We start from the raw sequence: 18,239 nt of genomic DNA on the forward strand, positions 1-18,239 counted from the left end.
AATCATCAATCATTTTAAAACAATCAATTATGAAAAATTTTACCATTTATCTTATACTTTTCTTCTTTTTAGTAGTAAGCAAAGTGATAGGACAGGAAACTTTTGAGTCTGAAGCGAAAAGAATTGCCAATAAAATAGAGAAAATCACCAAAGAAGAGAAAGAAGCTTTAAAAGAAGAAATAGAAGCCATAAATGTTCAGTTGTCTGAAGGTAAAATCACGCAGGAACAAGCTGATAAACGCAAAAAAGAATTGGCAGAAGCGAGAGCTGTAATTATAGAAGAAAAAGTAACTCTGGCTCAAAATGAATTAAATGACTTGGTTCAGAAAAAAGTAGACGGAAAAATAAAAGAAGATTCTTCAAAGGTTTACATGATTCGATGGAAATCACCAAAACGAGACAAAGATTCGATTCACGGAGAAAAAAGAACTACTTCGCAGTTTGTATTTGCCATGGGTTTAAACAATACTATGGTTGACGGAAAACTGCAGGATTCAAATTATAGTTTTATAGGTTCGCATTTTTACGAATGGGGTTTTACTTATAACTCACGATTAATGAAAAACGATAATCTGCTTCATGCAAAATACGGGCTTTCATTAATGTACAACAATATCCGTCCAACAAATAACAGGACTTTTGTGGTAAACGGAGACCAGACTAATCTGGAAGTCAATTCGATTCACTTAACAGAATCCCGTTTTAGAAATGTCTATTTGGCTGTTCCAGTACATTTAGAATTTGATTTTACGAGACCTATTGAAAAAAATGGAAAAACATATTTCAAAACTCATAAAAGTTTCCGTTTTGGAGTGGGAGGTTATGCAGGTATAAATGTAAAATCAAAACAGATTTTGAAGTTTGAAGAAGACGATTTAAAATACAAAACAAGAATCAAAGGCGATTATAATGTAAATAATTTTATCTACGGATTAAGTTCTTATATCGGTTACAGAGATGTGAGTTTGTATTTTAAATACGATTTAAATCCGTTGTTTCAGGATAATTTAGTTAAAGAAAATAATATTTCTTTAGGATTACGTCTCGATTTAAATTAGAAATAAAGTTGAGTTTAGTTAGTAGAAAAAGTGTTTCGAAAGAGGCACTTTTTTTGTAAATTCAGGTTGGATTTGCGTACTTTTACAGGCTCTAATTTTTTAAAAATAATTTACGTTTTGATTTCACAAAGTACAATAGACGCTGTTTTTGAAACCGCTCGAGTAGAGGAGGTTATTGGCGATTTTGTCAATTTAAAACGTGCAGGAAGTAACTACAAAGGTCTGAGTCCGTTTTCAGATGAGCGCTCACCATCGTTTATGGTTTCACCTGCAAAAGGAATCTGGAAAGATTTTAGTTCCGGAAAAGGCGGTAACTCAGTAGCCTTTTTGATGGAACACTCTCATTTCACCTATCCTGAAGCAATTCGGTATCTGGCTAAAAAATACAATATCGAAATTGAAGAAACCGAACAAACAGATGCTGAAAAAGCAATGACCGATGTTCGTGAAAGTATGTATTTGGTTTCAGAATTTGCTGCGAAGTATTTTCAGGATGTTTTAGTTAATTCTGAAGAAGGAAAAGCAATTGGTTTATCTTACTTTAAAGAAAGAGGATTTACTAATGAAACCATCAAGAAATTTGCTTTAGGATATTCTCCTGAAACCTGGGATGCTTTAACAAAAGAGGCTCTGGGAAAAGGATATAAATTAGAATTTCTGGAAAGCACAGGTTTAACCATTGCGAGAGAGGATCGTCCTTTTGACCGTTTTAAAGGTCGTGTAATGTTCCCAATTCACAGTATGTCGGGACGCGTTTTGGGTTTTGGAGGACGTATTTTAACCAACGATAAAAAAGCAGCAAAATACCTCAATTCACCAGAAAGTGATATTTACCATAAAAGTAAAGTTCTCTACGGAATTTTTCAGGCAAAACAATCTATTGCCAAACTAAATAATTGTTATTTAGTAGAAGGGTATACAGATGTTATTCAGTTTAATCAGGCTGGAATTGAGAACGTTGTGGCTTCTTCCGGAACTGCTTTAACACCGGATCAAATTAGACTTGTTAATCGTTTAACTAAAAATATTACTGTACTTTTTGACGGAGATGCGGCCGGACTTAGGGCTTCTATTCGTGGAATCGATTTGATTCTGGAAGAAGGGATGAATGTAAGAGTTTGCGCCTTTCCTGATGGAGAAGATCCGGATAGTTTTGCCCGAAAAAATTCACATGATGATCTTGTAGCGTATCTGGAAAACAACAGTAAAGATTTTATACAATTTAAAGCTTCAATCCTGATGGGAGAAGCTAAAAATGATCCTATAAAAAAAGCCGATTTGATTCGTGATATGGTCACGAGTATTTCTAAAATACCAGATCGTATTCAGCGAGAAGTCTATATTCAGGAATGTGCCCGAATCATGGAAATCTCTGAGCAGGTTTTGGTGAGTACTCTGGCACAGCTGGTTCAAAAAGATCTTGCCGAAGCAAATAAAAAGCAAAAACAGGAACAAAAACCGTTTCAGGTTTTTAGAAATCCGCCGCCAAATACAGGCTTTTCAGGAGGAGATCCTGAAGACCCAAGAACAGGACCACCTGATGGTTATTATCCGGAAGAACCGGGTTATCCACAGGAAACAGCAGAAAAAGTAGATATTTTGTATGGCTTTGAAAGAAAAGTTATAGAGATATTATTGCTGTACGGAAGCGTAGAAGAAGATTTTGAAGATGTTTTTTTAAAAGCTGATGAAGAAGGAAATGTTAAAGAGGTAAGTGAAAAGCGAAGGTATAAGGTTTATGAAAAAATTTATCTGAGTCTGCAGGAAGACGAGGTAGAACTATCAAATGCTCTTTTTCAGAATATTTTTTCAGGATTAATTGATTATTATAATCAAAACGAAACCTTTAGTCTGGATAAATATTTAATGCACCTCAATCCTGATTTTGCTCAGGAAGTAACCAATATTTTAATGGAAGATGAAAAAGTTACCATTCATAATTGGGAAGGGCAGAATATTTTTCCGAAGCATAAAAATGTAACAATCGAACAAAATGTTTCAGATACCATATTTTCGATGCGATGGTTTTTAGTTTCAAAAATCATTCATGATTTAAAACATTCATTAATTTCTGATCCGCAGGAAGATAATTCTGAATTATTGATGATGGTAGTTGATTATTCTAAATTGCTGAATAATTTTTCAAAAAAATTAGGAAGAGTAGTAGTTCCTTACCATGGCGGATAAAAATCAAAAAGCTCTATACTGATTAACAATATAGAGCTTTTTTTATGGTTGATGATTTACGAAAGTAAATCAGGATACCACCGAAATTAAATAATTTCTAAAGTCTTAGCTTTATTAACTAAATCAACTAAATTGGTAACATTTAGTTTAGTTAACAATCTTAGTTTGTAAGTACTGATCGTTTTTTCGTTCAGACTTAAGATTTTAGAAATCTCATTGTTTTTCTTACCATCACTTAAATAACGTAAAACCTCGATTTCACGGTTAGAAAGTTTTCTGTACAAACGTTCGCTTTTGCTTTGTTTAGCAATAAGGGCCATGTTTTTGCGAACTGTTTCGTTGATGATAATTTTTCCTTCGTGTACTTTAATAATAGAAAGACCTAAAGTTTCAAGTTTTTCTGTTTTGTGTACATACCCGGATACTCCAGCTTTAATAGCATTTGGAGCATACATTTGCTCAGCCAAGTCACTGAAAATTACAATTTTTGTTTTTGGGAAATTTTTCAAAATAGATTTTACTTCGAAGATACTTGAAAGGCCTTCTAATTCTAAATCTAAGATTAGAATGTCGATTTCCTTCGTTTGAAGAATATCTCTAACCATTGAAAAATTGCCTACGTTGGCAACAATTGAAATTTGATCGTGGTCTTTAAAATAAGACTTAACGCCAAAGTGAGTCACAGGATGATTGTCTGCAAGACATACTTTAATCATAATTTTACCTTTTTAGAATTGTTATCATGTTTTTGGAACTGTAAAATTAATAAATAAATTCTGTAATATATTGCAGACAAATGTTAAAATATTTATTTTAACGTTTTTGGGATTAAACAAACCGGAATTGGATCCATTTTGTGCTTATTACTGGTGTTTAATCTTTTATAAATTTCAAAGACAGATTTTTCTCTCCCGCTAAAGTCATCTGCCGTATTTCCTGACTCTGAGGCGATCATTGCCCATTCTAATTCGTCGTAACTTGCCCCTAATTGATCCTCATCTGTCCTGTTATCGCCAAAAAGACCGTCTGTTGGAGCAGCTGTTAAAATTGATTTTGGAATCTCTAAAAACTCTCCTAAAGCATAAACATCAGATTTCATTAAATCGGCAATCGGACTCAAATCTACGCCGCCATCTCCGTATTTTGTATAAAATCCTACACCAAAATCTTCGACCTTATTGCCTGTCCCTGCTACTAATAGCCCGTTTATTCCTGCTAAATAATACAAAGAAGTCATTCTTATACGTGCTCTTGTATTGGCTAATGATAAATTAACTTTTGTTGAATCTTTTGAGGTTGGCACGGAGCTCTTAAAAGCTTCAAAAGTTGAAGTAAGGTCAGTTTCTACACTCGAAACATTTGGAAAACGCTTTTTTAATTGCTCAATATGTTCTCTTCCTCTAGAAACTTGACTTTCAGCCTGATGGATAGGCATTTCTACGCATAAAACCTGTAAACCAGTCTGTGCGCATAAGGTAGAAGTCACTGCAGAGTCAACTCCGCCGGAAATTCCAATCACAAAACCGTTCACTTTTGCGTTAGCAGCATAATTTTTTAACCATTCAACAATATGGGTATTTACTTTTTCTGTTTGAATTGTGCTTTTTTTAGCCATAATAGTTCAAGATTTAAGATACAGGGATGTATATTTGCAGAATTATTTTTGATTACAGATATCATATATATGTAATCTAATTCCAGCAACACAAATCTAATTAAAATAAAATGAAAATGTATCGCTTTGTAGTGGTTCTGTGCTTGTTTTTTTTGTCTTGTGACCAAAAAACAAAGGTTGAAAAAGAGGTTGAAGAAATTCCGGTTGATATTAAAGTAGAACGTTTTGATAAAGTGTTTTTCGAAACCAAACCAGAAGATCTGGCTAAAGTTAAAAAACAATATCCGTTCTTTTTTCCAGAAGGAAATGATGACAACGTCTGGCTTCAAAAAATGAAAGAACCAATCTGGAGAGAAGTTTATGATGAAGTGCAAAAAAAATACGCCAATTTTGAGCCTGTTCGTGAAGAGTTTAACGAACTTTTTAAACATGTAAAATATTATTTTCCAAAAACAAAAACACCAAAAGTTATTACAGTAATTGGTGAAATGGATTATAATGCAAAAGCAATTTATGCAGACAGTCTTGTAATTGTTGCCTTAGAGTTGTATTTAGGAAGAGAGCACAAGTTTTATGAGTTTCCAAATTATTTAAAATACAATTTTGAGGAAAGACAAATTATGCCAGATGTAGTTTCGAGTTTTACCTACCGAAACATTCCGTCTTATCCTGATAAAAATTTAATATCTCAGATGATTTTTGAAGGAAAACAATTGTACGCAAAAGATTTGCTTCTGCCTCAATATACCGATGCCGAAAAAATGGGTTATAAACCTGAACAGATAAAATGGTGCGAAGAAAATGAAAGCTATATGTGGCGTTATTTTCTTGAAAACGAAATGCTGTATAGTTTAGATCCTAAATTAACAACACGTTTTATAGTGCCGGCTCCGTTTTCTAAATTCTATCTCGAAATAGATAACGATTCACCGGGAAGAGTGGGTGCCTGGATTGGATGGCAGATTGTACGTTCGTATATGAAAAATAATAACGTTTCGCTGTCAGAATTATTAAAAGTAAATGCAAAAGAAATTTTCGAAAAATCAAAATATAAACCTAAGAAATAATGTCAAATACAATAAAATCAGAAATTAAATTCAACGTCGAATTAGACGAAAACCGCGTTCCCGAAAAATTAACCTGGAGCGCTCAGGACGGTGGTGTTCTTGCAGAAGAAGCAAAAGCTATTATGCTGTCAATTTGGGACAGTAAAGCGCAGGAAACAATGCGTATTGATTTATGGACAAAAGATATGCCGGTAGACGAAATGAAAATTTTCTTTCACCAGACTTTAGTAGCAATGGCTGATACTTTTAAACGTGCAACCGATGACGAAAAAATGTCAGACACAATGAAAGACTTCTGCGACTACTTTGCAGAAAAACTGGAGCTGACTAAATAATAGAAAACCCAATATTTTAAAATCCCAAATTCCAATTGCAAAACTGGAATTTGGGATTTTTTTTGAACATTAACTGCATAAAAAAAACGCTGAAACACTTGAGTTTTACAGCGTTTTTTTTATGCAGTTAATTAATCCTGCCAAAACTTAAAGACATTGAGTATCCTTCTTGTAAACAATCAAAAATGTCTTATTCTGATAGTTTTATGCCGTCTAGAGGTACACCTTGGAATTGTAATACCAATACATTTATTTAATCGATATCGTATGGATGTTAAAATTAAATATTGTCTTTTAAAAATTTAACCCCCATAAGTATCATCACATAAAAGCCACATGTCCAGTAATTAATAAAAATAATATACAAATGAGTTTTTTAGCAAAATTAGAATTAGACAACGAAATTTTTAATGTCTTAGAATTTGATGTTCATTTTATTCAAAATGTTGATACTAATGGAAAACCGGCCAATAAAGCAAAAGGCGGACAGATAAAACTTGTTATAGAAAGCACCCAAACTGATTTGTTTTCGGACTGGATGGTTTCGCAGACAAGTGTAAAAGATGGAAAAATTATTTTCTATCGAAGAGATGCTATGAGTACTATGAAAAATGTAACCTTTAAAAAAGCCTATTGCATATCGCTTCATAAAAGTTTCAAAAGTGAAGGATCAGTTCCTATGGTTACCGAAATTCTAATTTCTTCAAATGAAGTAAAAATAGGAAATACTCTTTTTGAAAATAACTGGAAAAATTCATAGACATCTTAACTAACAACGACCATGGCATTACAAACAATAACCACTATTAAAGTAGGCGAAATCAGGATTACCAATTTCAATAAATTAAAAATTTTTCAAACCATCCACGATCATCATACTTTTTCATTTGAAGTACGACAGGATTTATTAGTAGACGAGTTTAAAAGTGTGATGCCTTTTTCCCAGAAACTGTACGGCGAGAAAATCAGCATCGAAATAAAACCTATAGACGGTCTGGAAGATCTTATGATTGGCGCAGACCTTAAACATTATACCATGCAGTTTTATGGTGTGGTAACCAAAGTGAAACTGCAGAAATCCAATGTAAAAAATATAGAAGAAACTATCGTAGTAAAAGGAAAAAGCTCCACGATAGCACTGGAAAACGGTCCCGAATGCAATTCTTTTACCAATATGACCCTGAGCGATATTGTAACCAAAGTAAAATCAGGCTGTGATATTGATATGGATGTAAGACCATTTTACTTAGAAAACCTGCCTTATACGGTGCAGTATAACGAAAGTAATTTCTCTTTTCTAAACCGTCTGGCAAAAAGAAATGGACACTGGCTGTATTATAACGGACGCACAACTGTTTTTGGAAGCCCCGGCGGTGTGGGCGGACAGCCGCAATTAGTTTACGGGGTAAACATGCAGGATTTTGATTATACCATTAAACTCCTGCCGGCAATGTACAAAGTAATAGAAAATGACAACCGCGACGGCAGTTACAGAACCGATGAAACCTTAAAATACAGAAGGGAAGCCGACGGTTTTCAGCAGAATTTTTTAAATAAGTCTAATGAGTTCTTTAATAAAGAAACCATAATACAGCTCAACCAGAATCCTGTTGGAGGATATGCACGACGATCCTCAGAAGAATATGCCAAAAACAAAATGCGCGAAATTCTAAGCCGTTTAACAGAAGTAAAAGCCTCAAGCGAAGTTCCGGGAATTACGATAGGAAACGAAGTCAGGATAGCAGGTGTCGACGTACAGCTGGAAAGCTCCTACCGAGTAACGCAGATAACCCACATTTGCGACGACGGAGGCGGTTATGAAAATTATTTTACAGCTGTAAACTTTAACGGTTCTGTATTCTCTCCCCAGACCGATCCTGATTTAGTGCCGTTCTGCAGAAGCCAGACCGCTGTTGTAACGGGCAATGCAGACCCGGACGGACTCAGCGGCATACAGGTGCAGATGCCGTGGCAGGAAGCCAAAGGCGAAACCACTCCTTATATTCCCTTCGTGCAGAAATACGGAGGTGATGCCAGGGGAAGCCATACGCTGCCGGAAATTGGCGATACAGTTTTTGTAGATTTTCAGGGCAATAATGCCGAACTGCCTATTGCAATAGGAACCATAACCAGCAGAAAAGAAAAAAGCTGTTTCAGCACACCAAATAATGATTTAAAGGTCATGAAAACCCGTTCTGGAATTACAAGCATAATGAATGATGCCGATGGAAGTGTTTCTATTGAAGATCCAAGCGGCAATAAGTATTTTATGGATGGAAACGGAAATACAACTGTCGATGCTCCTAAGAATTTTACCATTAATGCAGGAGAAAATATAAGCATAAACGCAGGACAGAATATGGATGTCAATATTGGTCAGCATAAAACCGATACAATTGGAGGAGATTATACTGAAAAAATTACAGGCTCAAAATTTATTAAAATAGGTATTGATTTTATGGTGAATGTAACAGGCAGTTTTAAAGAATATGTAAAAGGAAAAATAGAATCGCATACTGAAAAAGAGCGACAAGAATATGGAGCAAAAGGAGTTGATACCAGCAGTGAAGGCTCTATTAGAAAACATGCGCAAAAAAATCTCAACAATAATAGCGGCGAGAATTCTACACATAATTAATACTCAATAAATATGAGATTACGATATTCTGAAAGCGAGATCATAAAAACAAGCGTAGGAGATCATGATGTTTTTTCTGGTGAAAATATTACTACAAGTGCAGGAGGGCATATTCATGAGTCTTGCGATGGTGAGATTATTTACGGAAATCCAGAAACTGCTCCTGAGCTAAAACTAGGAAATTATTTTAAAAAAGGCTACTGGACCAATCATAAAGACGAACCTATTACGAGGGCTGTTTATGGGCAAAAACTTAAATTTCATATCGAGTTTGATATAGAATATGCAACCGTGGGAGATACATTTGAATTTGGATTGTATGACGATGACAAATATTATTATCCTTTTGATCTTGTAAAAACCACAGACGATCATATCGAACTGGCAAGATCAAAATCTGGTGCATTATACAATACTGAAACAATAGGTGAAAACGGAAAGACGGTTCTAGTTTTTACGAGTACCAATCTTGAAAAACTTACAGACAAACTTGACAAGGACAAGATTTTTGAACTTTATTTTAAGTGTACCTATAATGGCAAAACAGGAATAGAAACTATTGATTTACCAGCGCGCCCAACCCAATATTTAAAACTTGGCGCGCTGGTTATTGACCGTTACAAAATGCCCGGCTTAAATCTAGAAGGTACCGATGTTGCCGATGATATGACTTTTGGTAAAGGAATACCAGATGCAAGACCGATATTTTCTGATATTGACACTTATATACAGGAATATACCGTATTTGGTTTTGATGAAACTAGACATGCAAAATATGCGAATCTCAATACAAGCAGTAAAGCCATTTATACTACTGCCGAAATAAAAAACTTAGGCACATTAATGGAGCGCTCAGCCAATTCGCATAACGAAGACCTGCTGTGGATAGACTTTAGAAATATGGCAAAAGATAATCTTTCCAGCGGTGATCTCTCTACGAATATAGATTTAATGATTAAAAAATTTAAGGAAAATACAGGTGGCGTATATGAAAACGAAATGCTTGCTAAAGCCATAATTAACAATCCTGCTACAGAGGCTTATTGCAATGAAGTAGAAAAATACATCGCAAGCCAGCTTAAACAAAAAAGCGCAAAACTGGAAGAAGTGGAGGATAAAGAACCTTATTTTAGAATAGAAGAGATTGAAAACGGTAGTAAGAATATTGTTTTTTTTAATTCAAAAGGTGACAGAAGTAAAATAGGAAAGAGAGATTTTAAAAGTCCTGCGTATACTTGGAAAAAAAATTGGAATGTACTTCGAGGAGAAACGATAGCTTTAAATGATATATGGGCAACAGAAGTAGTCTTGAAAGAAATAAAAACGGAAGGTGACAGCTGTACAGTACATTATCATGTAACCTTATGGGATCATTTTGGGCTGGATAGTCCAGATATGGAAAAATTTTATTCCTACGGTTCCGGCTTTAGGGCATGGTTTGTATTGCAGCATCTTTTTGGTTACAAACCTTTTTTGACGAAAATACAGTTTGACAAACAGTTTAAATTTGATTTATGAAAAAAATATTTATAATTTTTATTATTCTTTTTTCTTTTTCGTGTACTAGAAAAACAGAATTTATCCAATCTAAAGTTTATTCAAATCTTTTTTTAATAAAAAATCCTCCTAAAGAGGATACTTTGTTAAAAAAAGAAATTACTTTTTTTTTAATAAAAAATCCTCCTAAAATAGGAAAACGATTTACTCATTTAGATTTTTATAAGTATTCTTGGAATACTAAATATTTTTTAGATACCGAAGAAGACCCAGGAGGTTTTTCAAGTGAAGAATTGAGTAATTATCCGGAAGATAATTTAGGAACATTCATTATTACAAAATGTAAAAACGATACGACAAAGTTAGTTGGGGAATTATTTACTAAAAGTCCTTTTAAGGCTGATACCATTATTTATAAATGTGATTAAAAACTGGAACGTATTACGAGGCGAAACCATTGCGCTCAACGATATTTGGGCAACAGAAGTAATTATAAAGGAATTAAAAACCGAAAACGATATTTACGCAGTTAGCCTGTCATAAACATATAATGTGGCGATTGGCAAGATGAAAAAATAAAAAGAAAAACAAAACTGAATACTAAATAAATTAATTTAAAATTACCTATACGCTATAATTGATTTGCTTCAAATATAGTTTTAAATATATAGTTTTAAGATTTTTCTTTAAAAAAATAAAAATCCCAAATTCCAATTGCTTCAAACGGAATTTGGGATTTTTTTATTGTGGGAATTTAACTTCTTAAATCGAATTTAAAAAACCGCTGTTGTTTTTAAAAACCTCTTGGTTTACTTCATCTATATAGGTCAAGAGTTCATCTTTTCCAATAGATTCTGTTGATGAGGTTACAAAATACTGAGGCATTTCTGCCCAGTTGTTGGCATACATCTGTTTGCGGTAAGCTGCAATATGTGAATCGATTTTTCCTTTACTAATTTTGTCTGCTTTGGTAAAAATAATGCAGAACGGAATTTCACTTTCACCCATATACGACATAAATTCAATGTCTATTTTTTGGGCTTCATGACGAATATCAATCAAAACAAAAGCGCATACTAACTGTTCTCTGTTTTCAAAATAATCAGTAATAAACTGCTGGAAAATTGATTTTGTTTTTTTTGAAACCTTAGCATATCCATAACCGGGCAAATCGACCAAAAACCAATTATTGTTGATTTTGAAATGATTTATAAGCTGGGTTTTTCCAGGTTTTCCAGATGTTTTTGCTAAGTTTTTATGGTTGGTAATCATGTTTATCAACGATGATTTTCCAACATTTGATCGGCCTATAAATGCGTATTCCGGCAAAAAATCTTTCGGGCATTTTGCTGCATCAGAATTACTGACAATAAATTCGGCGGTATTAATTTTCATGTTCTTTGGTTTTAAAACCTCCTTTAAATCGAAAGTTAGATGCTATAAATTCTTTTCGGTAAGCCATTTCTCAAGAATTTCATTAAATTCCTGAGGATGCTCCATCATAGCAGCGTGTCCACATTTGTCAATCCAGTACAAACTTGAATTAGGCAATAATTTGTCAAATTCTTCAGCAACATTTGGAGGCGTTACTGAGTCATTTTTACCCCAAATGATGCAGGTGTCAACTGTCATTTTTGGTAAATCTTTGGCCATATTATGACGAATTGCGCTCTTGGCAATTGTTAACGTTTTAATCAGTTTTATGCGGTCATTGGCAGTCGCATATACTTCATCAATAAGCTCCGGAGTTGCAATTTTCGGATCATAAAATACATCTTCAGCTTTCTTTTTAATGTACTCATAATCGCCTCTTCTAGGGTAACTGTCTCCCATTGCGCTTTCATAAAGTCCTGAACTTCCTGTAATTACAAGTCCGGCAACTTTTTCAGGATAAAGCTTTGTATGATACAAGGCGATATGTCCTCCCAGAGAATTTCCAAGAAGAATTACTTTGTCGAAACCTTTAAAAGTGATGAAATCTTTAACGTATTTAGCAAAACTTTTTACGTTCGTTTTTAAAATGCTTTGTGTGTATATTGGCAAATCCGGAATAACAACTTTATATCCTTTCGTTGGGAAATATTGTGCTACACCATCAAAGTTACTTAGACCTCCCATTAACCCATGCAAAATAACGATAGGGGTTCCTTCTCCTGCTTCAAAATAGCTGTATTTGCCTTCTTTTTTATAGTGTTTGTCCATCTAATCTAATGCCAATTTCAATTTCGACAAATATAGGGTTAAATAAATAAAAATGGATTTTTGCTGCCATTTTTTAACTACATAATTTTAGTAGAACTTATAACTGTTTAAAAATCAGCTTTTAAAACAGTTTTGCGAATATTATGTAAATGTTAAATTCATTGCATTATAATTAATTTTTTAAGAGAAATGCTACTTAATTTTTTTAATTGTTAAAAGAATCATTCTGCAGGCTGATTAATATCTAAAGTGTTGATTGATCAATGTTTATGTAAAGTGGTAGTAAATGGCTTAAACTTATCAACAAAGTGGTAGTAAGTGGTAATATGTGGTAAAATTTTTTATATTTTTGCTGTATAACATGTTAAGTAGTTTTTCTTGAATACAATTGTAGGGACATATGAGTGTAAAGTCGATGCAAAAGGGAGGTTAATGATACCTGCGCCTTTAAAAAAGCAATTGGCTTCGTCACTTCAGGACGGTTTTGTCTTGAAGCGCTCGGTGTTTCAACAGTGTTTAGAATTGTATCCAATGGATGAATGGAATTTGATGATGGCGAAAATTAACAAGTTGAATCGTTTTGTAAAAAAGAACAATGATTTCATCCGAAGATTTACTGCTGGTGTTAAAGTGGTAGAAATTGATGCATTGGGAAGATTGTTAGTGCCAAAAGATTTGGTGACATTTTCAGGTATTTCTAAAGATGTGGTTTTTTCATCTGCGGTTAATATTGTGGAAATTTGGGATAAAGATTTATACGAAAAATCAATAAGCGGCGAAGATATGGATTTTGCCGATTTAGCCGAGGAAGTAATGGGAAATATTAATGACGACGACAATGGAATATCATAATCCGGTTTTACTTCATCCAACGGTTGATGGTTTAGATATTAAGCCAGACGGCATTTATGTAGATGTAACGTTTGGCGGCGGCGGGCACTCAAAAGAAATTTTGAGACGTTTAGGGCCAAACGGAAAATTGTTTGCTTTTGATCAGGATGAAGATGCGCTGACAAATGCGCTGCCTGATGAAAGGTTTACCTTAATTAATGAGAATTTTAGATTTATAAAAAGATTTCTTCGTTTTCATGGAATAAAAGCTGTAGATGGAATCTTGGCAGATTTAGGAGTTTCATCACATCAGTTCGATGTTCCGGAGAGAGGTTTCTCAACAAGATTCGATGCTGAGCTGGATATGCGGATGAGTCAAAAAAATGACTTAAATGCTTACCGGGTGGTAAATGAATATGAAGAACAGGATTTACGTCGTGTTTTTTTTGATTATGGGGAATTGAAAAATGCGCCAGTGCTGGCAAGAACAATTGTAGAAGCCAGACATCATAGACCAATAAAAACGACAGATGAATTAAAAGAAGTTTTGAAAAAATATTTACCGGAGAAAGTTCGAAATAAAATATTGGCTCAAATCTATCAGGCTATTCGAATCGAGGTAAATCAGGAAATGGATGTTTTAAAAGAATTTATAGAACAGTCTCTTGAAATTTTAAAACCGGGCGGAAGATTCTCTGTAATCTCATACCACTCTTTAGAAGACAGGCTGGTAAAAAGATTTATTAAAAACGGAATGTTTGAAGGAGAGCCAGAGAGAGATTTTTACGGAAACTTCTCGGTGCCGTTTAAAACAATAGGAAAACTGATTGTTCCGGATGATGAGGAAATCAAAATTAACAATAGAGCAAGAAGTGCAAAATTGAGAATTGCCGAAAAGATATAATACATATATATAGGTAGAAAATGAAAAGTGGAGTATTCAGCATATTAAAAGCAAGATTTCTAATAAACGACGATGCCGTAAAAAACTGGCGTTTCATTGTTTTTATAATTCTGCTTGCGATTCTGATGATTGCAAATACACAACGATACGAGCAAAAGGTTTTTGAAATAGCAAAACTAAACAATGAAGTGAAAGAACTAAGATCAGAATTTGTAGATCGACGTTCAGAATTAATGAAGCTGAAAATGGAGTCGACGATATCGGATAAAATGCTCGAAAAGCAGATTTTTCCATCAACGGTGCCTCCTGTAAAAATAGAAGTTAAAAAAGAAGAAGAAAAAAGTTTCTTTAAAAGAATATGGCAGTAGACGATAAACATATATCCTACAGAATTTACCTCGTAGCAGTTTTCATCTTTTTGATGGCAATTGCTATTGTCGTTAAATTAACCAATATTCAATGGGTTGAAGGAGATTATTACAGAAAACTGGCGAAACAGCGTACAGTAAGAAACTTTGTAATTCCGGCAAATAAAGGAAATATTTATTCGGCTGACGGGAGTTTACTGGCAACATCAATTCCAAATTATGAAATTCGTTTTGATGCAAAAGCGCCAAAAACAGAAACTTTTGAGAAGTATGTAAAACAATTGTCAGATTCTCTGGAAACTGTTTTAGACAGACCATCAGGTTATTACGAAAAAGAATTAAGAAAGGCGAGAGCCAATAAAAACCGTTATTATTTAATTGCCCGTAACTTAAGTTATACCGAATATGTAAAAATTAAAGGCTTTCCATTATTCAATTTAGGCGCTTTTAAAGGCGGAATTATCGTAGAGCAGGAAACTGTTAGAAAACATCCGATAGGTAAAATTGCTGAAAGAACAATTGGTTACGACCGAATTGACCCGGCAACCGGAGTTGAAGTTGGAAAAGGAATAGAATGGGCTTTTAAAAACTATCTAAACGGAAAAGACGGAAAAATTCTAAAACAGAAAATCGCAAAAGGACAGTGGAAACCGATTCGTGATGTAAACGAAGTAGATCCAATTGACGGTTACGATGTAATTTCGACTATAGATGTTTTTATTCAGGATATTGCACATCACGCTTTATTAAAACAATTAGAAGATTACGAAGCAGATCACGGTTGTGTTGTGGTAATGGAAACACAAACAGGTCATGTAAAAGCAATTTCAAATTTAGGAAGAGCAGAAGACGGATCATATTACGAAACAACAAATTATGCTATTGCTGAATCTCAGGAACCCGGATCGACTTTTAAACTAGTTGATTTAATGGCGATTTTAGAAGATAAAGTGGCAGATACAAGTAAGGTCTATGATAGTCAGGGTGGTGTAGTTAAATATTACGGAAAATCAGTACGCGATTCGCATCATGGCGGTTATGGAAAAGTTTCATTAGCCCGCGGATTCGAGCTTTCGTCAAACACCGTAATGGTTCAGGCTGTTTATGAAAATTACAAAAATAATCCATCGAAGTTTGTAAATCATATCAAAAGCTGGGGATTAAATAAAACTTTGGGCTTGCATTTTAAAGGAGAAGGAAGACCTTATATTCCGCAGCCGGGTGACAAACATTGGTCAGGAACTACACTTCCGTGGATGGCTTTTGGATATAATGTTTCGGTTACGCCAATGCAGACACTGGCATTTTACAATTCAGTTGCAAATGATGGTGTAATGGTTAAACCGCAGTTTGTATCTGAAATTAAAGAATGGAATAAAACAATTAAAAAGTTTGATGTCGAAGTAATAAACCCAAGAGTCTGCTCGCCTGAAACCTTGAAGAAAGTTAGAGCGGTTTTGCAAAATGTGGTTAAAAAAGGAACGGGTTCTAAACTGTATTCGAAAGATTTTTCAATGGCAGGAAAAACAGGAACAGCTCAGGTTAATTACGGCGGGAAAGAAGGGAAATCAGCATTGTATTATGCGTCTTCTTTCGTTGGATATTTTCCGGCAGATCATCCAAAATATTCTTGTATTGTAGTGGTTCACAAACCTAATACAGCTAGAAATAATTATTACGGGGCAGACGTTGCAGGACCGGTTTTTAAAAGAATCGCTCAAAAAATATTTACAGATGCGCCATCAACCAATAAAATAAAACAACTGGATTCTAAAATTGCAAAACAAGAAATCAGTTATGAAAAATATGAAAAAGAGGCTAATAAAAAATTAAGCCAGATTCCTAATTTAAAAGGAATGCCGGGAATGGATGCGATTGCTTTGCTGGAGAATTTAGGTTTGAAAGTAAAAGTAAATGGAATGGGGAAAGTAAAAAATCAATCGATTCAAGCCGGAACCAGTATTAGCAAAAACACAACAATTGTATTAGAATTATCGTGAAAGTATTAAAAGACATATTATATAAAGTATCTATTGAATCTGTAACAGGTTCAACAGATATTGATATTCAGAAAATTGAATTTGATTCACGCAAAGTAGAATCAAATGATGTTTTTGTGGCAATTCGCGGTTCGCTTTCTGATGGACACGATTATATTGAAAAAGCAATTCAGTTAGGTGCAAAAGCTATTATCTGCGACAAACTTCCTCAAAATATTGAGAAAGACGTCACTTATATTCAGGTAAAAGATACCAATACAGCTTTGGCTTTTATGGCTGCTAATTATTTTGGAGATCCATCTGCAAAACTAAAATTAGTCGGCGTAACAGGTACAAACGGAAAAACGACAATTGCATCATTATTGTTTCAGCTGTTTGAAAAAGCAGGCTTTAAAGTCGGCTTATTATCAACAGTAAAAATCGTAGTTGATAAAACAGAATATCCAGCGACACATACAACACCAGATTCTTTAACCATAAATCATTATTTAAATGAAATGGCTGAAGCAGGAGTTACGCATTGTTTTATGGAAGTAAGTTCACACGGAATCCATCAAAAACGTACTGAAGCTTTGCATTTTGTGGGCGGAATTTTCACGAATCTTTCACATGATCACTTAGATTATCACCCAACGTTTGCTGAATATAGAGACGTAAAAAAATCATTTTTTGATTCTCTGCCAAAAACTGCTTTTGTATTATCAAATATTGATGATAAAAATGGTTCAGTAATGCTGCAAAATACTGCAGCTAAAAAACTGACTTATGCTTTGAAATCTTATGCAGATTACAGAGCTCAGATTTTAGAAAGCCAGTTATCCGGATTATTACTGAAAGTTAATGATAATGAAGTTTGGGTAAAACTAATTGGAACTTTCAACGCTTACAATGTTTTAGCGATTTATGGCACTGCTGTAGAGCTAGGAATTGATAGTTTAGAAGCGTTGCGTTTATTGTCTGATTTAGAAAGTGTTTCGGGGCGTTTTCAGTATATCGTATCAGATAACGGAATTACAGCTGTTGTAGATTATGCACATACGCCGGATGCATTAGAAAATGTTCTAAAAACGATAAATGATATCCGTACTAAAAACGAACAATTGATTACAGTTGTAGGATGCGGTGGAAATCGTGATAAAACAAAAAGACCAATTATGGCAAAAATTGCGACAGATCTTAGTGATAAAGCAATTTTAACATCAGACAACCCAAGAAACGAAGATCCTGAAGTGATTTTGGATGAAATGGAACAAGGTGTTGAAGGTCATAATTATAAAAAAGTACTGAGAATTACCGACAGAAAACAAGCTATTAAAACAGCTTGTCAATTAGCTCAGTCAAAAGATATCATTTTAATTGCCGGTAAAGGACACGAGACTTATCAGGAAATAAATGGGGTTCGCCATCATTTTGATGATATGGAGACAGTAAAAGAAATTTTAGAACAACTGAATAAATAATAAAAGATTTTAAGTTCAAATACCACCACACAATTGGAATTTGGAATTTCAAAATTGGAATTTAAAAAATAGAGAAA

General features: G+C 34.1%; 17 protein-coding genes. 13 read left to right on the forward strand and 4 right to left on the reverse strand.

The genetic code is table 11. From position 1 onward, the window contains the following. The first annotated feature begins 29 nt into the window (after nucleotides 1-29). Together PQ462_RS03965 and dnaG are read left to right on the forward strand one after the other, a co-directional pair. Nucleotides 30-1,058: a hypothetical protein gene (locus tag PQ462_RS03965; RefSeq protein ID WP_012023865.1), complete on the forward strand. Its 1,029-nt coding sequence runs from the start codon at nucleotides 30-32 to the stop codon at nucleotides 1,056-1,058. 117 nt (nucleotides 1,059-1,175) lie between these two features. Further along, on the forward strand, nucleotides 1,176-3,245 hold the full coding sequence (gene dnaG, locus PQ462_RS03970; RefSeq protein ID WP_274252436.1) for a DNA primase: 2,070 nt from the start codon (nucleotides 1,176-1,178) through the stop codon (nucleotides 3,243-3,245). 86 nt (nucleotides 3,246-3,331) lie between these two features. On the opposite strand, the gene PQ462_RS03975 is transcribed toward dnaG, so the two are convergent. Together PQ462_RS03975 and nadE are read right to left on the reverse strand one after the other, a co-directional pair. After that, on the reverse strand, nucleotides 3,332-3,961 hold the full coding sequence (locus PQ462_RS03975; RefSeq protein WP_121362197.1) for a response regulator transcription factor: 630 nt from the start codon (nucleotides 3,959-3,961) through the stop codon (nucleotides 3,332-3,334). 92 nt (nucleotides 3,962-4,053) lie between these two features. Beyond that, the gene (nadE, locus tag PQ462_RS03980) at nucleotides 4,054-4,860 is read right to left on the reverse strand and encodes an NAD(+) synthase (RefSeq protein WP_012023868.1); all 807 of its coding nucleotides are present in this window, start codon (nucleotides 4,858-4,860) and stop codon (nucleotides 4,054-4,056) included. Between the two features lie 110 nt (nucleotides 4,861-4,970). Here nadE and gldB point away from each other — a divergent pair, with 110 nt between their 5' ends. The 6 genes from gldB to PQ462_RS04010 all read left to right on the forward strand — a co-directional run bounded on the left by gldB (nucleotide 4,971) and on the right by PQ462_RS04010 (nucleotide 10,825). After that, a complete protein-coding gene (gene gldB, locus PQ462_RS03985; RefSeq protein WP_274252437.1) occupies nucleotides 4,971-5,927 on the forward strand; it encodes a gliding motility lipoprotein GldB in 957 nt (318 codons plus the stop codon). Further along, nucleotides 5,927-6,262, forward strand: a complete 336-nt coding sequence (gene gldC, locus PQ462_RS03990) for a gliding motility protein GldC (protein WP_012023870.1) — start codon at nucleotides 5,927-5,929, stop codon at nucleotides 6,260-6,262. The genes gldB and gldC overlap by 1 nt, the downstream gene beginning before the upstream one ends. Before the next feature lie 367 nt (nucleotides 6,263-6,629). Then, nucleotides 6,630-7,022, forward strand: coding sequence for a type VI secretion system tube protein TssD (tssD, locus tag PQ462_RS03995; RefSeq protein WP_274252438.1), 393 nt, complete (start codon nucleotides 6,630-6,632; stop codon nucleotides 7,020-7,022). Nucleotides 7,023-7,043: 21 nt separating this feature from the next. After that, the gene (locus PQ462_RS04000) at nucleotides 7,044-8,900 is read left to right on the forward strand and encodes a contractile injection system protein, VgrG/Pvc8 family (protein WP_274252439.1); all 1,857 of its coding nucleotides are present in this window, start codon (nucleotides 7,044-7,046) and stop codon (nucleotides 8,898-8,900) included. A 12-nt stretch (nucleotides 8,901-8,912) separates the two neighbouring features. Further along, nucleotides 8,913-10,418, forward strand: coding sequence for a DUF3289 family protein (locus tag PQ462_RS04005; RefSeq protein WP_274252440.1), 1,506 nt, complete (start codon nucleotides 8,913-8,915; stop codon nucleotides 10,416-10,418). Next, nucleotides 10,415-10,825 (forward strand): hypothetical protein, encoded by a 411-nt coding sequence (locus PQ462_RS04010; protein WP_274252441.1) that lies wholly within the window; start codon nucleotides 10,415-10,417, stop codon nucleotides 10,823-10,825. The genes PQ462_RS04005 and PQ462_RS04010 overlap by 4 nt, the downstream gene beginning before the upstream one ends. Nucleotides 10,826-11,159: 334 nt before the next feature. On the opposite strand, the gene yihA is transcribed toward PQ462_RS04010, so the two are convergent. Next, nucleotides 11,160-11,792, reverse strand: coding sequence for a ribosome biogenesis GTP-binding protein YihA/YsxC (gene yihA / locus PQ462_RS04015; protein WP_012023876.1), 633 nt, complete (start codon nucleotides 11,790-11,792; stop codon nucleotides 11,160-11,162). Nucleotides 11,793-11,834: 42 nt separating this feature from the next. Continuing rightward, a complete protein-coding gene (locus PQ462_RS04020; RefSeq protein WP_012023877.1) occupies nucleotides 11,835-12,599 on the reverse strand; it encodes an alpha/beta fold hydrolase in 765 nt (254 codons plus the stop codon). A 378-nt stretch (nucleotides 12,600-12,977) separates the two neighbouring features. Here PQ462_RS04020 and PQ462_RS04025 point away from each other — a divergent pair, with 378 nt between their 5' ends. From PQ462_RS04025 to PQ462_RS04045, 5 genes are read left to right on the forward strand one after another with little or no spacing between them, the layout of a single operon-like run. Beyond that, nucleotides 12,978-13,451: a division/cell wall cluster transcriptional repressor MraZ gene (locus PQ462_RS04025; protein WP_044047617.1), complete on the forward strand. Its 474-nt coding sequence runs from the start codon at nucleotides 12,978-12,980 to the stop codon at nucleotides 13,449-13,451. Continuing rightward, complete coding sequence (rsmH, locus tag PQ462_RS04030) at nucleotides 13,426-14,334, forward strand: 16S rRNA (cytosine(1402)-N(4))-methyltransferase RsmH (protein WP_274252444.1); 909 nt, start codon at nucleotides 13,426-13,428, stop codon at nucleotides 14,332-14,334. Before PQ462_RS04025 ends, rsmH begins: the two co-directional genes overlap by 26 nt. A 20-nt stretch (nucleotides 14,335-14,354) precedes the next feature. After that, entirely contained in the window at nucleotides 14,355-14,702 is a 348-nt protein-coding gene (locus PQ462_RS04035) for an FtsL-like putative cell division protein (protein WP_012023880.1), read from the forward strand. Beyond that, complete coding sequence (locus tag PQ462_RS04040) at nucleotides 14,693-16,702, forward strand: penicillin-binding protein (protein ID WP_274252445.1); 2,010 nt, start codon at nucleotides 14,693-14,695, stop codon at nucleotides 16,700-16,702. The genes PQ462_RS04035 and PQ462_RS04040 overlap by 10 nt, the downstream gene beginning before the upstream one ends. Beyond that, entirely contained in the window at nucleotides 16,699-18,162 is a 1,464-nt protein-coding gene (locus PQ462_RS04045) for a UDP-N-acetylmuramoyl-L-alanyl-D-glutamate--2,6-diaminopimelate ligase (protein WP_274252446.1), read from the forward strand. The genes PQ462_RS04040 and PQ462_RS04045 overlap by 4 nt, the downstream gene beginning before the upstream one ends. Nucleotides 18,163-18,239: the final 77 nt, after the last annotated feature.

The sequence above is a fragment of the Flavobacterium sp. KACC 22758 genome (assembly GCF_028736135.1).
In the GTDB taxonomy this organism is placed as follows: Bacteria; Bacteroidota; Bacteroidia; order Flavobacteriales; family Flavobacteriaceae; genus Flavobacterium; species Flavobacterium johnsoniae.

Bases quoted from the DNA above. Each gene is read 5' to 3' on its own strand.
- PQ462_RS03965 (WP_012023865.1), top strand. From the start codon at position 30: ATGAAAAATTTTACCATTTATCTTATACTTTTCTTCTTTTTAGTAGTA.
- PQ462_RS03975 (WP_121362197.1), bottom strand. From the start codon at position 3,961: ATGATTAAAGTATGTCTTGCAGACAATCATCCTGTGACTCACTTTGGC.
- nadE (WP_012023868.1), bottom strand. From the start codon at position 4,860: ATGGCTAAAAAAAGCACAATTCAAACAGAAAAAGTAAATACCCATATT.
- gldB (WP_274252437.1), top strand. From the start codon at position 4,971: ATGAAAATGTATCGCTTTGTAGTGGTTCTGTGCTTGTTTTTTTTGTCT.
- gldC (WP_012023870.1), top strand. From the start codon at position 5,927: ATGTCAAATACAATAAAATCAGAAATTAAATTCAACGTCGAATTAGAC.
- tssD (WP_274252438.1), top strand. From the start codon at position 6,630: ATGAGTTTTTTAGCAAAATTAGAATTAGACAACGAAATTTTTAATGTC.
- PQ462_RS04000 (WP_274252439.1), top strand. From the start codon at position 7,044: ATGGCATTACAAACAATAACCACTATTAAAGTAGGCGAAATCAGGATT.
- PQ462_RS04005 (WP_274252440.1), top strand. From the start codon at position 8,913: ATGAGATTACGATATTCTGAAAGCGAGATCATAAAAACAAGCGTAGGA.
- PQ462_RS04010 (WP_274252441.1), top strand. From the start codon at position 10,415: ATGAAAAAAATATTTATAATTTTTATTATTCTTTTTTCTTTTTCGTGT.
- yihA (WP_012023876.1), bottom strand. From the start codon at position 11,792: ATGAAAATTAATACCGCCGAATTTATTGTCAGTAATTCTGATGCAGCA.
- PQ462_RS04020 (WP_012023877.1), bottom strand. From the start codon at position 12,599: ATGGACAAACACTATAAAAAAGAAGGCAAATACAGCTATTTTGAAGCA.
- rsmH (WP_274252444.1), top strand. From the start codon at position 13,426: ATGACGACGACAATGGAATATCATAATCCGGTTTTACTTCATCCAACG.
- PQ462_RS04035 (WP_012023880.1), top strand. From the start codon at position 14,355: ATGAAAAGTGGAGTATTCAGCATATTAAAAGCAAGATTTCTAATAAAC.
- PQ462_RS04040 (WP_274252445.1), top strand. From the start codon at position 14,693: ATGGCAGTAGACGATAAACATATATCCTACAGAATTTACCTCGTAGCA.